The organism is Aestuariibaculum sediminum, from assembly GCF_014596945.1.
Taxonomy (GTDB): Bacteria; Bacteroidota; Bacteroidia; order Flavobacteriales; family Flavobacteriaceae; genus Aestuariibaculum; species Aestuariibaculum sediminum.
Genome location: NZ_JACVXB010000002.1, coordinates 47875 through 64359 on the forward strand (window position 1 = coordinate 47875; position 16485 = coordinate 64359).

General features: G+C 34.5%; 7 protein-coding genes. All 7 read left to right on the plus strand.

The features are described from left to right. Positions 1-2 precede the first annotated feature (2 nt). Positions 3-2354, plus strand: a complete 2352-nt coding sequence (locus ICJ83_RS05255) for a glycoside hydrolase family 127 protein (protein WP_188229332.1) — start codon at positions 3-5, stop codon at positions 2352-2354. Positions 2355-2505: 151 nt separating this feature from the next. Continuing rightward, positions 2506-4488: an alpha-L-arabinofuranosidase C-terminal domain-containing protein gene (locus tag ICJ83_RS05260; RefSeq protein WP_188229333.1), complete on the plus strand. Its 1983-nt coding sequence runs from the start codon at positions 2506-2508 to the stop codon at positions 4486-4488. An 82-nt stretch (positions 4489-4570) separates the two neighbouring features. Further along, positions 4571-6115, plus strand: a complete 1545-nt coding sequence (locus ICJ83_RS05265) for a glycoside hydrolase (protein WP_188229334.1) — start codon at positions 4571-4573, stop codon at positions 6113-6115. A gap of 63 nt (positions 6116-6178) precedes the next feature. Further along, positions 6179-10276 carry a hybrid sensor histidine kinase/response regulator transcription factor gene (locus ICJ83_RS05270; protein WP_188229335.1) on the plus strand — a complete coding sequence of 1366 codons (4098 nt, stop codon included), beginning with the start codon at positions 6179-6181 and terminating at the stop codon, positions 10274-10276. A gap of 273 nt (positions 10277-10549) precedes the next feature. Next, positions 10550-11872 (plus strand): BNR repeat-containing protein, encoded by a 1323-nt coding sequence (locus ICJ83_RS05275; protein ID WP_317173261.1) that lies wholly within the window; start codon positions 10550-10552, stop codon positions 11870-11872. A gap of 26 nt (positions 11873-11898) precedes the next feature. Then, positions 11899-13071: a glycoside hydrolase family protein gene (locus ICJ83_RS05280; RefSeq protein ID WP_188229336.1), complete on the plus strand. Its 1173-nt coding sequence runs from the start codon at positions 11899-11901 to the stop codon at positions 13069-13071. A 207-nt stretch (positions 13072-13278) separates the two neighbouring features. Next, positions 13279-16383 carry a glycoside hydrolase family 2 TIM barrel-domain containing protein gene (locus ICJ83_RS05285; RefSeq protein ID WP_188229337.1) on the plus strand — a complete coding sequence of 1035 codons (3105 nt, stop codon included), beginning with the start codon at positions 13279-13281 and terminating at the stop codon, positions 16381-16383. Positions 16384-16485: the final 102 nt, after the last annotated feature.

Below are 16485 nucleotides of genomic sequence, written 5' to 3' on the forward strand. Positions count from 1 at the left end.
CTATGCAAAAAATAATTGGTGCTTTATTTTTTCTGTTAAATTTATGGGTTCATGCACAGCAAAGCATCGAATTATTTCCTCTAAATCAGGTATCTGTAACTTCTGGGATTTTTAAACGGGCCCAGCAAACCGACTGGGAGTACATGCAGGCCTTAGATACCGATAGGTTATTAGCGCCATTTTTACGTGAAGCAGGCTTAAAACCTAAAGCCGAATCTTACACCAACTGGGAAAATACAGGGTTGGACGGACATATTCTAGGGCATTATTTGTCGGCGTTATCGATGTATTACGCATCCACAAAAGATACTTTGGCCGAGCAAAAAATCGATGATATCCTTTCGGAATTAAAACGTGTTCAACAAGCCAATGGCAATGGTTATATAGGCGGAATTCCAGGAAGTAATAAACTTTGGGAAGACATTAAAAATGGTAATATTAAAGCGGGAAGTTTTAGCCTTAATGGTAAATGGGTGCCGCTTTATAACATTCATAAAACCTTTGCCGGACTTAAAGATGCGTGGGTTCATGCCGAAAAAGTAGATGCCAAAAACATGCTCATCGATTTAACCGATTGGTTTATTGATGTGACTAAAGATCTGAAGGATGTTCAAGTTCAGGATATGTTACGCTCTGAACATGGTGGACTTAACGAAGTTTTTGCTGAGGTTTATAATATTACGGGGGATAAAAAGTATCTGGATTTGGCGAAGCGATTTTCAGAAAAAGCTCTTTTAAATCCGTTAGCTAAGAAAGAAGATATTCTAACAGGCATGCATGCTAATACGCAAATCCCAAAGTTTATCGGTTTTGAGCGTATCAGTCAGTTAAATCACGATTCAATATATCATAATTCGGCATTACATTTTTATAATAATGTGACACAACATCGCTCGCTAAGTATTGGCGGTAATAGTGTTCGTGAACATTTTAATCCCACAGACGATTTTAGTTCGGTGTTGGAAGGCGAACAGGGACCAGAAACCTGTAACACGTACAATATGCTTAAATTGAGTAAGTTATTGTTTGAAGATACAGGAAACGATAGCTATATCGAGTTTTACGAGCGTGCCATGTACAATCACATTTTATCGTCGCAAAACCCGAATGGCGGCTTTGTGTATTTTACGCCCATGCGGCCAGGACATTACCGCGTGTATTCGCAACCAGAAACCAGTTTTTGGTGTTGTGTGGGCTCTGGTTTAGAAAACCATACTAAGTATAACGAATTGATTTACGCCAAAAATAAAGATACACTGTATGTGAATTTGTTTGTGCCTTCAAAAGTAAACTGGAAGGATAAAGAAGCTGAAATTACTCAAAACACCAATTTTCCCGAAGAAGCAAAAACACAGTTAATTTGGAAAAGTAAAAAACGCACCTATGCTACCATTAAATTACGTTATCCAAAATGGGTAAATCCCGGCGAGTTGAAGTTATTCATTAATAAAAAATTAATCTATACCGATGCTGAGCCTGGGCATTATATTTCGATGTCTCGGAAATGGAAAAAAGGTGATAAAATAGAGCTGCAATTACCCATGCATTTAAGTTTGGAACAAATTCCGGACGCATCGGGGTATGTTTCAGTGAAATATGGACCTGTTGTTTTGGCGGCGGTAACAGGAAGCGAGAACCAGGATGGTTTGTTTGCCGACGATAGTCGTGGCGGGCATGTGGCCAATGGCTCGTTTTTGCCATTAACCGAAGCACCTATGTTTATTGCTGATAATTTTGATGATATTCTTAAAAATATAAAACCCATTTCAGGGAAACCACTAACGTTTTCAACAGGTAATTTGGTGCATCCTGAAAATTTTAAAGGTTTAGAGCTTCAGCCGTTTTATAAAATACATGAGAAACGATACGCCATTTATTTTAAAACCGAAACACCTGAAGGCTTGGCTAAAATGCAACAAGATTTAAAGGAAAAACAGGAAGCCGAAGCCCATTTAAGAGCCATTACAGTCGATTATATTGCACCTGGAGAACAGCAACCAGAGAGTGATCATGGTATTCAATCGGAAAATTCAAATAATGGTGTAAATCAAAATCGCCATTGGCGTGATGCTACTGGCTGGTTTAGTTATCAGTTAAGAAATAAAAACCACGATGCAAAAACTTTACGCATCACGTATTTTGGAAAGGATAGCAGGAGAAAATTCAAAATATTAATTAACGGTGTAACTATTGCCAATGTGGAACTCAATGGCGAAAAAGACAATACGTTTTACGAAGTCGATTACCAGATTCCAGACGAATTAACTCAAAATGAAGCCATTTTAAACCTGCGTTTTGAAGCTGAAGAAAACTCGGTTGCTGGTGGTATTTATGGTATTCGATTAATACGGTAGTTAGAAAATATCTTAATTGATATTGAGTTGATTGTCAATTCGGCAGAGAGGGGAACGAACGACGAATAATGCGATTCCTCCTCGTGCCACGTTCGGAATGACGGGCAACCATGTATTTATATTCATTAAAATAACAACTAAACGAAATACGATGAAAAAATGTTTCACAAAAATGATGCTTTTATCTTTTATGCTAAACAGCATTTTAGTACTAGCACAAACAAAATTAGAGGTTGATTTAAACAACAAAATCGCTAAAATTCAACCTACTATGTATGGGGTGTTTTTCGAAGATATAAATTTTGCTGCCGATGGTGGTTTGTACGCCGAAATGGTTAAAAACCGTTCGTTTGAGTTTACGGTCGATCCGTTTTTAGGCTGGAAACAACCCAATAGCGACAGGCATTCGTTTAATAATGATTCAGGTATCGCTACGTTGGTGAAATATTCAAAAGATGCAGGGAATTCCAATTTCATCCGTGTCAAAATTAATGATGATAAAGGTTACGAATTGGTAAACGAAGGTTTCCGAGGTATGGGCATCAAGGCAGGAGAAACTTATAATATTTACGTTACAGCAGCAAAACAAAACGGAAATATTAGTAAGATTAAATTTCAGTTTATAGATGAAAATAATGCCATTTTAGGTGAGACAGTTATCGCTATTTCGGCTGGGCAATGGAAAGACTATACAGCGCAAATAACCGCTAATAAAACACTCGCAAAAGCGAAACTTAAATTAACTTTTGAGGGCACTGGAGAAATCGATTTAGATATGATTTCTTTATTTCCTGTCGATACCTGGAAAGGTCGCGAAAAAGGACTTCGTAAAGATTTAGTCCAGTTACTATACGATTTAAACCCTGGGTTTTTAAGATTTCCAGGTGGTTGTATTGTTGAAGGTCGTACTTTGGAAAGACGTTACCAATGGAAAAAAACGGTTGGTCCAGTTGAGGATAGAGAAGTTTTGGTAAACCGATGGAATACTGAGTTTGCACATAAATTAACACCCGATTACTACCAGAGTTTTGGTTTGGGTTTTTTCGAATATTTTCAATTGTCTGAAGATTTAGGTGCCGAGCCGCTTCCTATTTTAAGCTGCGGCATGGCTTGTCAGTTTAATTCGGGCGAATTGGTGCGCATGGACGAACTCGACCCTTATGTGCAAGATGCACTCGATTTAATTGAATTTGCTAATGGAGATATTGATTCACATTGGGGGAAATTAAGAAACGATATGGGACATCCGGCACCTTTCAGCTTAAAATATATAGGTGTTGGTAATGAACAGTGGGGGAAAGATTATATCGATAGATACAAAGTATTTGCTGAAGCTATTAAAGCAAAATATCCTGATATGATTATTGTTTCAGGAAGTGGTCCTTTTCCGGATGGCGATTATTTTGAATATGGTATGCAAGAATTAAAGAAGTTAAATGCCGAAATAATTGATGAGCATTATTATCGAAGTCCTGAATGGTTTCGTGAAAACGCTACCCGATACGATAGTTACGACCGAAATGGACCTAAAATTTTTGCTGGTGAATATGCGGCTCATCCAAAAGGGATTTTTGATGGTCCCAAGGAAAATAATTTGGAAGCAGCAATTTCTGAAGCTGCTTTTATGACTGGATTAGAGCGCAATGCAGAGGTAGTAACCATGACTTCTTATGCGCCGTTAATGGCTCATATAGATGCATTTCAATGGGCGCCAGATATGATTTGGTTTAATAACCTACAATCTTATGGAACAGCAAATTATCAGGTTCAAAAATTGTTTTCAACCCATGCAGGAACCGATTTAATTTCGGTAACCAACAATGGCAAATATTTAACTGGACAAAATGATTTGTATGCTTCGGCAGTAATTGATTCAGAAGCAAGTCAGGTTATTGTAAAAATTGTAAATACATCTTCTAAAGTACAGGATATTAACTTACAACTTAAAGGGAAAAAAATAAATAAAAAGGGAGAATTTATCGTTTTAAAAAGTGAAAATTTAGAAGACCAAAATTCATTTGATAATCCAAATAAAATTATTCCTGAAACGACTACAATTCAAAATAAATCGCGAAAATTAGATGTCATGTTGCAACCGTACTCGCTATCGGTGGTTAAGTTTAAAATGAGATAAAATCTAATTGATAAGGATACGACATGCTGATCTTATTTCAGTATCTTATAGAGAAAATAACTCATAATTTTAATAATTAAGTTTGAAAAAAATCAGGTTTATTTTAATTCTAATCAGTTTCGTTTTTCAGGTTGCTGCTCAAAGTAATTTGAAGAATACCGATATTCTTGAAATTGAAATCAATCCTGAAATAACCCATCAAACCATTCGAAATTTTGGGGCTTCTGATGCTTGGTCTACACAGTTTGTTGGCAAATACTGGCCTGAGGATGCAAAACAAGCTATAGCAAAATTGTTGTTTAGTAAAGCTATAAAATCAGACGGAAGTCCAGAAGGCATTGGTTTATCGGCTTGGCGATTTAATATTGGTGCAGGGAGTGCAGAACAAGGTAGCGAAAGTGAAATTTTGGATGAGTGGCGTCGATCGGAATGTTTTTTAAATCAAGATGGAACCTATAATTGGGACAAACAGCAGGGGCAACTTTGGTTTATAAAAGCAGCAAAACAGTATGGCGTCGAGACCTTTATTGGTTTTGTAAACAGTCCACCAGTATTTTATACTAAAAACGGAAAAGCTTGGTCATCAGATGGATCAAGGGCTAATCTTAAGCAAGAATATTATAAAAATTATGCGAATTTCCTTTCGGAAGTGCTTAAAGGCGTAAAACAAAAAACAGGAATAACTTTCGATTATGTGAGTCCGTTTAACGAACCGCAATGGGCCTGGGAATGTTGTAAACAGGAAGGGTCGCCGTGGACGAATGAAGAACTGTTTTTAGTAACTCATGAGATTCATAAGTCGTTTATAAAAAACAAGATTTCAAGCAAAATTGAAATTACCGAAGCCGCTAAAATCGATTATTTATATACCGCAGCCGATAAGCCAAATCGAGGCAACCAAATAGATTATTTTTTCAACAAAAAAAGTGAAGGCTATTTGGGATATTTACCTTCGGTAGCCAAAAAAGTAGCGGGGCATAGTTATTTTACAACCTGGAATAATAATACACTAATAAATACCAGAAATGCTTTGAACCAAAAGCGACAAGAAATTGACCCTGATTTAGAATATTGGATGACCGAATATTGTGTGCTGGAAGATAATAAAGAGATTCGCGGAGCTGGTCGGGATTTAGGTATCGATGCGGCTCTGTACGTTGCAAAAGTAATTCACGCCGATTTGGTTTATTCGAATGCTTCGGCATGGCATTGGTGGCTGGCTATAAGCCCCTATAATTATAAAGATGGTTTAATTTATATTGATAAAAACAAGGAAGGTGGTCAGTTTTCCGATTCAAAAATGCTTTGGGTTTTAGGGCATTATTCGCGCTTTATTAAACCAAGAATGAGACGAATAGACGTTAATAAAAAGGTTGAAACTAATGTTTTGGTTTCGGCATATGCTTCAAAAGACGAAATTGTTCTTGTTATGGTTAATATAGATGAAACCGATAAAAAAATAATGGTTTCTGGAGTGCCCAAAAGTTATAAATTAGAAGCATGTTACGAAACAACAGGAGAAGCTTTTGTAAATTTAAAAAAACGTTTTCAAACCTGTAAAGAAGCGAATGTTCTACTTCCAAAACGTTCGTTATTGACTTGTGTATTTGAAAATCAGGTTGACTAAAAATTTGCTTTTAGTATCTTTAATTCTAATTTAGTAGTTATACTAATTCATCTAAAAAAATTAATGAGAGTATTTGTTCCATATATTATTTTATTGTTTTTCAGCTCTGGAATTGCTCAAAATTCTGCAGTAGAATTTAATTCTATTGAGCATGAGCTTAATTTTTATTTGCTCGATGTAGAAGTTGGGTTATCAAATAATATTATACATAGTATTGAGCAGGACTCTTTAGGATTTATCTGGATAGGTACTCCAGATGGTCTAAATCGTTATGACGGCACTGAATTTACCAGTTTTAAAAAAGAGGACAAGGATGGAAATGCTTTGTTAAGTGATGATTATATTAATCAGGTTAAAGCAATTAACAATCATCAGCTTCTTATTGCAACTCCAGAAGGGCTTATTATTTATGATGAAAAAAAGGACACATTCGAGATTTTAAATGAAGAAAATGGATTGTTAAACAGAAATGTTTCAAATTTTGAATTTGGGGCTAATAATGAGATGATCTTATCTATTTTAAATGGAGGTGTTCAAATATTAGATAAGTATAATAATTCAAAAGTGTTTAGCCATAAACCCAACGACCCAGCTTCGTTGTCGTCAAATTATATCAATAGCTTATTGCGTCAATCCGATACATTACTATGGGTCGGAACAGCTGGTAACGGACTCAATAAAATTAATTTGAAAACCAATACGGTAACTAGGGTAAACTTGAAGGGGGACAATAGAGGAAGAAATTTGTTCGTGAAGGCACTTCATGCTGATAAAGAAGGAAATCTTTGGATAGGTTCGAGCAATGGCTTACAGGTTATTACTAACAGTCATGATACATTACATCTAGAAAAATCTTTTGTAAAAGGAAAAGGTTTAAGCGATGATGATATTTTGGCCTTAGAAGAGGATAATTTAGGGCATTTGTGGATTGGAACTCGAAATGGAGGGCTGAACATTATTAACACAAAAGATTTTATAAAAAACGATAAAAATTTCCATGTAAAATGGTATTTAAAAGCTGATGATGGCTCAAGTATATACAACCGTACTGTTTCCGCCTTGAAGAAGGATAAGGAAGGAAACATGTGGATTGGAACAAGTACTGGTTTAAATTATGTTAACCCGCGTGGTGAGCCCATAAAACTTCTGAGGAAACGAATAACAGGGAGCGGATTAAGTCACGATAGGATAGGCGCATTGGCCGAAAGTACCAATAGAAAGATTTATATTGGTACAGACGGGGCAGGTCTAGACGTGTTTGACCCAAACACAAAATCATTTAAAAACTATAAGCATAATCCAAATGATGTTAGTTCGCTAAGCAACAATTTTATTTTGGCCTTGCTTGAAGATTCAAAGCATCGACTCTGGATTGGAACTTATCAGGGTGGTTTGAATAAAATGAATACTGAAACTGGAATTTGTAAACATTATTTAACAGAAAGCATAAATAGAGGTAGCGATGTTCGTGTTGTTTATGAGGATAGGAAAAATCAAATTTGGGTAGGAACCAATCGTGGTGGACTTTACCGTTACAATGAAGCAGAAGATACATTTTCATATATTGACCTATTGGGTAAAATTGATATTAGAGGCATTAAGGAAGACTTAAAAGGCAATTTATGGATGGCTACTTTTGGTGACGGTATTTTAAAATACAATCCAGAAAAAAACATTTCATCGTTTTATAATTCCAACAATGTAAAGGGAATTAAAACCAATCTTTTTTTGTGTGTTTTGCCTTTACCAAGTGGTGATATTTTGGCAGGGTCACAAAATGAAGGATTAATGCGACTTGATCCTACAACGCTTGATATTATAATATTTACAGAAAAAAACGGATTGAGTAACAATACTGTAAGTAGTATGGTTATGGAAAATCAAAAGAATATCTGGTTAGGTACTTTCAAAGGAATTAGTAATTATAACGCATTAACCGACGACATACATAATTTAAACACATATACCAACGTACAACAAGGTGTTTTTAATACGGGAACTAGTTTAATTTCTGGTTCAGGTATGATTTATCTTGGAGGTGATAAAGGGTTGAATATCTTTAACCCAGATAACCTGCATAGTATGAGAGAAGCTTACCCTATTGTTTTTAAATCGTTGCAGGTACTAGATAAAAAAGCTAAAGTTTCTACTGCTAAAGACGCTATTTTAGACGAATCCATATATTTTGAAGATCATATTTATCTAAAGCCTGATCAAACCTTTTTAACTTTAGATTATGCGGCATTAAAATACCCTTTTGCTAAAAAGGTTAATTATTCATATTACGTCTCTGGTTATCATAATCAGCGGATTAGTACCAACCAATTAGGTAAAGTCAACCTTGTTAATTTACCCTATGGCGAATATACGCTCAATGTGAAAGCTAAATTTGGTTCGGGTGATGAGACTGTAAAACAATTAAATATATCAATTTTGCCTCCATTTTGGAGAACCTCTTGGGCATATATTGGTTATTTAGTATTGTTAGTTTTAGGCATTTATTGGTTTATGAAATATTACACTGAACGTGTTAAACTTATAAATTCATTGTCTGTCGAGAAAAAGGAACGTCAGTTAGAGTATAATTTTAATGAAGAACGCATGCGTTTCTTTACAAGTTTTTCACATGAATTGAAAACACCACTTACCCTAATTTTAGCGCCTTTGGAGGATATGATTAATGAGGTGAAATCGATAAAGCACAAAAACAGTCTAACCTTAATTCAGAAAAATGCGAAGCAATTACTTCAAACTATTAATAAGTTACTTGAATTTAGGAAATCTAATCTTGGATTAAGTAAATTAAGAATAGAAGAACATAATGTAACAGAATGTTTGGAGCAATGGGTGCATAATTATTATCCCCTTGCAAAAAAGCGTGGGATTTCCTTAAGTTATGATTTTCCTGATGAAAACCTGTTCGCATGGTTCGACTTGGAAAAAATGCATATTATTTTCAATAATTTATTATCTAATGCTTTCAAATATACTAAGGATAACGGTGAAATAAATGTGTCTTTAGTTTACGATAACGAAAGTTTTGAAATAAAAGTTAGAGATACCGGTTATGGCATTAGTAAAGAAGAATTAGTACACGTTTTCGAAAGGTATTATCAATCAAATTCTGTAAAAAGTAAGCAAGGTTTAGGTATAGGATTGGCTCTTTCAAAAAGCTTTGTAGAGTTACATTCAGGGACTATATACATAGAAAGTGAAATTAAAAAAGGAAGTACCTTTACTGTAGTTATTCCTCGTGATAAATCACTGTTTATTAATGCTGTTTTAGATACTCAAAATACAACTGATAAGGAAGAAACTAATGAAATTAGTGACTGGGTGACAGATGTAGAATTAAATCAATTGACTGATAGAAAAACGAATTTTAATCTAGACGAAAGTAAAGAGCTTGTTTTATTGATAGACGATAACCCCGATATTTTAAAATATTTAGATGGATTATTAGATGGAAAGTATGATTTAATATATGCGAATAATGGTGAAGAAGGTGTCGATAAAGCCAAACGTTACATTCCCGATTTAATTGTTTCTGATATTATGATGCCTAAAATGAACGGTATAGAACTCTGTAACGTTTTAAAAGAAACTACAGAAACAACGCATATTCCTATAATACTTTTAACCGCAAAGGGAAATACCGAAAGCATAGAAGAAGGTTATAAATATGGCGCAGACGATTACATAGTAAAGCCTTTTAGTAGTCAGGTATTGCAAACTAGGATTAGAAACTTATTAGATATAAGGAAACAATTACGACAATACTTTTTAAATAAAGATAGAGCAGTTATAGCTGAAATTGATGAAAGTAATTCTCTACTAAATCAAGAAAAAGATTTTTTAAATAAATTAACAGAAGTAATTCATGAAAATTTAGATAAAGAAAAATTGGATGTATGGGAGGTGGCTCAAAATATGGGTATGAGTAGGACATCTTTATTTAGAAAATTAAAAGCCATTACAGGTTTAAATATTAATCAATTTATTCGAAAGGTAAAATTAGATAAAGCGGCAGAATACTTGCAAAGTGGTAATTATACTATTGCACAAGCAGCTTACGAAGTTGGTTTTAGTAATGTAAAATACTTTAGGAAATTATTTAAAGAACAATTTGAGCAATTACCTTCCGAGTTTAGTAAAAAGTAATCAAAACATTATATTTAACATTTAGCCTTTCACCTCAAGTCGCTTATCTTTAGGTCTTTATTTGCAAAAAATATAAAATACTTCAATTGAAGCCGTTTTGTTGTTGCTAACCATTCTATTAAGGGTTTGGACATTTTGTAACCCTAATTTTGTCATTTATTATCCGTTACAATTAGTTGGCTTTTAACATTTTTGCTTAAATGGTTTTACAAGTGATAAAACAACACTTGTTTATTAAAACCAAAACAAACGAATTAAATCAAACTAATTGTAGTGAAACACTCTGCGTTACATATTCATGGTATTATACTTGTATGCCTTAACCTCGTCTTGTTTGAGTTAGGAGCACAAAATGTCACATCAACATACGTAGGAGAGGGATGGAGTAAAAATTCAGTAAATACAGTTAAGTTTAGAAAAAATGCAATTACTACGCACAATGGCTATCAGTTTACAGCTTTCTACGACCCCGAAAGCTATTTAGTTTTAGCCAAACGTCGCTTAAAATCTTCAAAATGGTTAATTAATAAAACGCCTTATAGAGGTCTTGCCAAGGATGCCCATAATAGCATAAGTATAGCAATAGATGGTAATGGATTCTTACATGTGAGCTGGGATCATCATAATACTAAATTGCGGTATGCCGTGAGCAAAGAGCCGTATGGGCTTGTTTTGGGGAATGAACAGGAAATGACAGGGAAGCAGGAAGAAAAGGTGACATATCCAGAATTTTATAATCTTTCAAATGGGAATCTGATGTTCTTCTACCGTTCTGGGGAATCTGGCCGTGGAAACCTTGTTATTAATAGCTATAATTTAGCAAACCAGACATGGGAACAAATCCAAAGCAATCTTATTGATGGCGAAAATAAGCGTAGTGCTTACTGGCAAGCTCATGTTGATGCTAAAGGGATTATTCATTTATCTTGGGTATGGCGCGAAACCTGGAATGTAGAAACGAATCATGATTTATGTTATGCGCGTTCTAGGGATGGTGGTAAAACTTGGGAGAAGTCTAATGCCGATATCTACGAGTTACCTATTACCAAATCAACAGCGGAATATGCATTAAAAATTTCGCAAAACAGTAATTTAATAAATCAAACTTCAATAACGACAGATGAAAATGGTAATCCATTTATAGTTTCCTATTGGAATAAAAATAATGTACCACAATACCAATTGGCCTATTTAAAGGATAGTATCTGGCAAAATGTAAATACAGGTTTTAGAAGCGAATCATTTGTTTTAGGAGGAGGAGGAACTAAGCATATTCCAATATCTCGTCCAGATATTTTAATTGGTAATGAATTTGTAGCGATTTTGTTTAGAGATGCTTCGCTAGATAATAAAGTATCTATGGCCTATACCAAAAATATTGAAAACAAAAGGCCTTGGTCAGTGATTCATTTAACTAATGACTCTGTCGGACAATGGGAACCTAATTTTGATCTAGCATTGTGGCATTCCAAAAAACAACTCCACATATTCCTTCAGAATGTTACTCAAATTGATAGCGAAGGTATTGCAGACTCAGACGCATCTGAAGTAAAAATATTAGAAGTGAGAAATTTGAATAAACTATTAAAAAGTTAAACCAACCAATAAATACCTACTAAAAGATGAAACAGGCTTTAATATTAATGATTTTATGCACTTTACATTCTTGCAATCGGGTAACTCCATTAGATGATAAAATTGATGTCATTTTTGATACCGCGACCTCACAATACCTGTATTTAAAGACTATTTTACCTGAAGGAAGATATCCGAAAACATACCATGCTAAGCAAGACAAACTTGAAACAAGTCGCTCAGGATGGTGGTGTAGTGGTTTTTATCCAGGAACACTTCTGTATTTAAATGAAAACAACACTAATCCAGAATTTCAAAAGGAAATAGATCGCATTTTGAATGATTTAAAGCGAGAACAATTTAACACGACTACCCATGATTTAGGTTTTATGATGTATTGCAGTTTTGGAAATGCCGAACGCCTAACCCCATCAGAGTCGTATAAAAATATTTTAATGAACAGTGCTAAATCTCTTGCTTCAAGGTTTAATGATACGGTGGGCTGTATAAAATCCTGGGATTCATCAAATGATGATTATTTAGTAATCATTGATAATATGATGAATTTAGAGTTGCTGTTTTGGGCATCTAAATATAGTAACGATCCTAAATATTATAATATAGCAGTAACCCATGCCAATACTACCATGGATAATCATTTTAGGCACGATTTCAGTTCTTACCATGTAATAAATTATAACAAGAATACGGGAGCTGTAAAGCAAAAGCGTACCGCACAAGGTTATTCCGATGATTCTGCTTGGGCACGTGGTCAAGCATGGGGATTATACGGTTACACAGTTATGTATAGAGAAACGAAAGACAAAAGGTATTTGGCGCAAGCTAATGGTATTGCCAATTTTATACTAAATCATCCTAATTTACCGAAGGACATGGTGCCTTACTGGGATTTTGATGCTCCAAATATTCCGGAAGCGTTAAGAGATTCATCGGCTGGTGCTATTATCGCCTCTGCTTTGTTAGAACTAAAGCATTATGTAGATGGCGAATTAACGGAAAAATATAATAATGCGGCAATAACAATTCTTAACACATTAACGTCTGACGTCTATATGGCAAATAATAATTCAAACGGTGGATTTCTTTTAAAACATGGCTTAGGGCATATGCCTCAAAAAACAGAGATCGATGTACCGTTATCATATGGCGATTATTATTTAGTTGAGGCAATGATGCGATATAAACACAATAGAATATAATAATTTAAAAGGTAAATAACTGTAAATGTGTTGGTTAATCAGGGTGTTCAATTGAAGGGTAAATAAGTTTTGGACAATTAGTACCCTATAAAATGTCACTTTATCCCCTGTTTTTTTATTTAACAATAAAGAAATTTGTAATACACTAATAAGTGTCGCAACCACCCTTTTAGAAAACCAACCACAAATAGACAAACTAATTATACAATGCACAAACTAATTATAGTTCCATTATGTCTTATGCTTTTTAATTTTGGGCTTGCTCAAAATGATAAAAGAGAATGGGAAAACCCTACTATTTTAGACAGAAATAAGGAGCAAGGTCGTACATCTTTTGTTTTGTATGATAATGAGATTTCAGCCTTAACAAACGTTTCCAATAATTCTAAATATTTTAAAAGTTTAAATGGTAACTGGAAATTTAACATTGTTAAAAAACCAGCCGACAGGCCGTTAAAATTCTATGAAGTAAATTTTAATGATGCTGATTGGAAAGCTATAGCAGTACCTTCAAATTGGGAACTAGAGGGTTTCGATACACCCATATATACCAATGTTAATTATCCATTTCCTAAAAATCCACCGTTTATAGATGAGAATTATAATCCTGTTGGAACCTACAGAACGAAATTCTCAGTGCCTAACGATTGGAATGATAAACAAGTGATTTTAAATTTTGGATCAATTTCGGGTTATGCCAGGATCTTTTTAAATGGTAGTGAAGTTGGCATGACAAAAGCATCTAAAACGGCTGCCGAATTCGATATAACCAATTATTTAACAACCGGAGTAAACCTCTTGGCGGTTCAAGTGTTTCGTTGGCATGATGGTAGTTATTTAGAAGATCAGGATTTTTGGCGCTTAAGTGGTATTGAGCGTGACGTTTATTTACAAGCCATGCCTAAAACTACTATATGGGATTTCTTTGCTCAGGCAAATTTAGATGATTCGTATACAAACGGACTTTTTAGTGTTGATATTGACTTAAGACAATTTGGAAACAAAACAGCTAAAAAGCAAGCAGTTTCCGTTCGTTTGCTTGATGCCGATGGAAATACAGTGTATTCCGAAAGCAAAAAAGTTAATGGAGCCGAAACAGTTAAGTTTTCATCCACAATTGCTAATGTTAAAAAATGGAGTGCCGAAAATCCATATTTATACCGATACATCATTTCGCTTAAGGATAAAAAGAATACACAAATCGTTACAAAACGTATAGGGTTTAGAAAAGTGGAAATAAAAAATGCTCAGTTAATGATAAATGGAGCGCCACTTATGGTAAATGGTGTGAATCTACATGAGCATGATGGTATAAAGGGCCATACACCAAATCGAGAAACCATGCTACTGGATATGAAAGTAATGAAGCAGAATAATATTAATTCAATTAGAATGAGTCATTATCCGCACGATCCTTATCTATATGAGCTTGCCGATGAGTATGGATTTTATATTGTAGATGAAGCTAATATAGAAACCCATGCCATGGGTGCTGAAAAACAAGGGTGGTTCGATAAAGCAAAACATCCAGCGTATTTACCTGAGTGGGCACCTGCACATTTAGATCGCATAAAGCGAATGTTAGAGCAAGATAAAAATGCAACCTCAATCATTTTATGGTCTATGGGTAATGAATGTGGAAATGGGCCTGTATTTTATGAGGCTTATGATTGGATTAAAGAGCGCGATAAAACCCGATTTGTAACCTTTGAACAAGCAGACGAAAATGACAATACAGATATTGTAGCACCCATGTATCCAGGTATAGGTTACATGAAAGATTATGCTAATTCCGAAAAGCAAAGACCTTTTATTATGTGTGAATACTCGCATGCCATGGGGAATAGTAACGGTAACTTTCAGGAGTATCGTGATATAATGAATATTAGTCCTAAAATGCAAGGTGGATTTATTTGGGATTGGGTCGATCAAGGTTTAAAAACCGAAACAGACGATGGTAGAATGTTTTGGGCATATGGAGGAGATTTAGGAGGAGAAAACCTTCAACATGATGAAAATTTCTGCGCTAACGGTTTAGTTTCTGCGGACAGAACACCGCATCCAGCATTGCAAGAAGTTAAAAAAGTATTTCAAAATATAGCGTTCAAACTAAATGGTAATCAATTAGAAGTTGTGAATAAATACAACTTTACCAATTTAGATCAATACAAATTTAAATGGCAGTTAAAAGCTAATGGTATTGTTGTAAATGAAGGAACTTTTAATGCTCTGGCAGAACCAAATCAAACAAAAATTGAGACTTTAAACCTTCCAGATTTAGATTCAGATAAAGAATATTATCTAGATGTTTACGCTTATACCAAAAATGATGCGCCTTTAATTCCAGCTAATCATGAAGTGGCTAGAGAACAATTCAAATTAGGAAATCAATCTTATTTTAAAAGTAATGAAATTGCTTCAGGTATTTTAGATTTTAAAGAAGATAAAAGTGTTTTATGGTTTACAAGTGGAAATATTAAAGGAGGACTTGATTTAAAATCGGGGAAATTAATTCAATATACTTTTGCTGATACTTATGAAAATACAATTATCGGTTTTCCAGAACCTTATTTCTGGCGCGCACCAACAGATAACGATTATGGTAATAAAATGCCCGAGCGTTTAGGCGACTGGAAATTAGCACAAAAGGATTTAAAGTTTGAAAGTATAGAAGTAGGCGATAAAACTGAACATGGTTTACCTGTTACTGTTCAATTTACGATTAGCAAATTCGATATTCCGTATACCGTAAATTATTTAATTCAAAATGATGGTTCTATACTTGTTACTGCCAGTATCGATATGCAAGGGAAAGAATTGCCAGAATTACCAAGATTCGGGATGCGTATGATACTTGATGGCAATTACGACAACTTATCCTACTACGGAAGAGGGCCATGGGAAAATTATAGTGACCGAAATACTTCCTCATTTATAGGATTATATAATGGTGATGTTGAAAACCAGTTTACTTGGGAATATATACGTCCGCAGGAAGCAGGTTATAAAACCGGCGTTCGTTGGTTAACATTAACAAACTCTGTAAATGAAGGTTTAGAAATTAAAGGGCTTCAGCCGCTTGGTTTTAGCGCCCTAAATATGGCAACAGAGACATTAGATGGCGGTTTGCATAAATCGCAGAGACACCCAACGGATATTGTTGTAGAAAACAATAAGGTATATCTACATATTGATTTAAAACAGCGTGGTGTTGGGGGAGATAATAGCTGGGGAGCATACCCTCACAGACAATATCGTTTACATGATAAGCATTACACCTATAGTTACCAGATAAAACTGTTTAAGAAGTGATAAAAATAAATAACTCAATCACAAGAATCTATATAATTATGACATGAAAATCAAACCAAACCAAACCAACATTTTTCTTATTTCAAGTTTTTTAACAGAAAC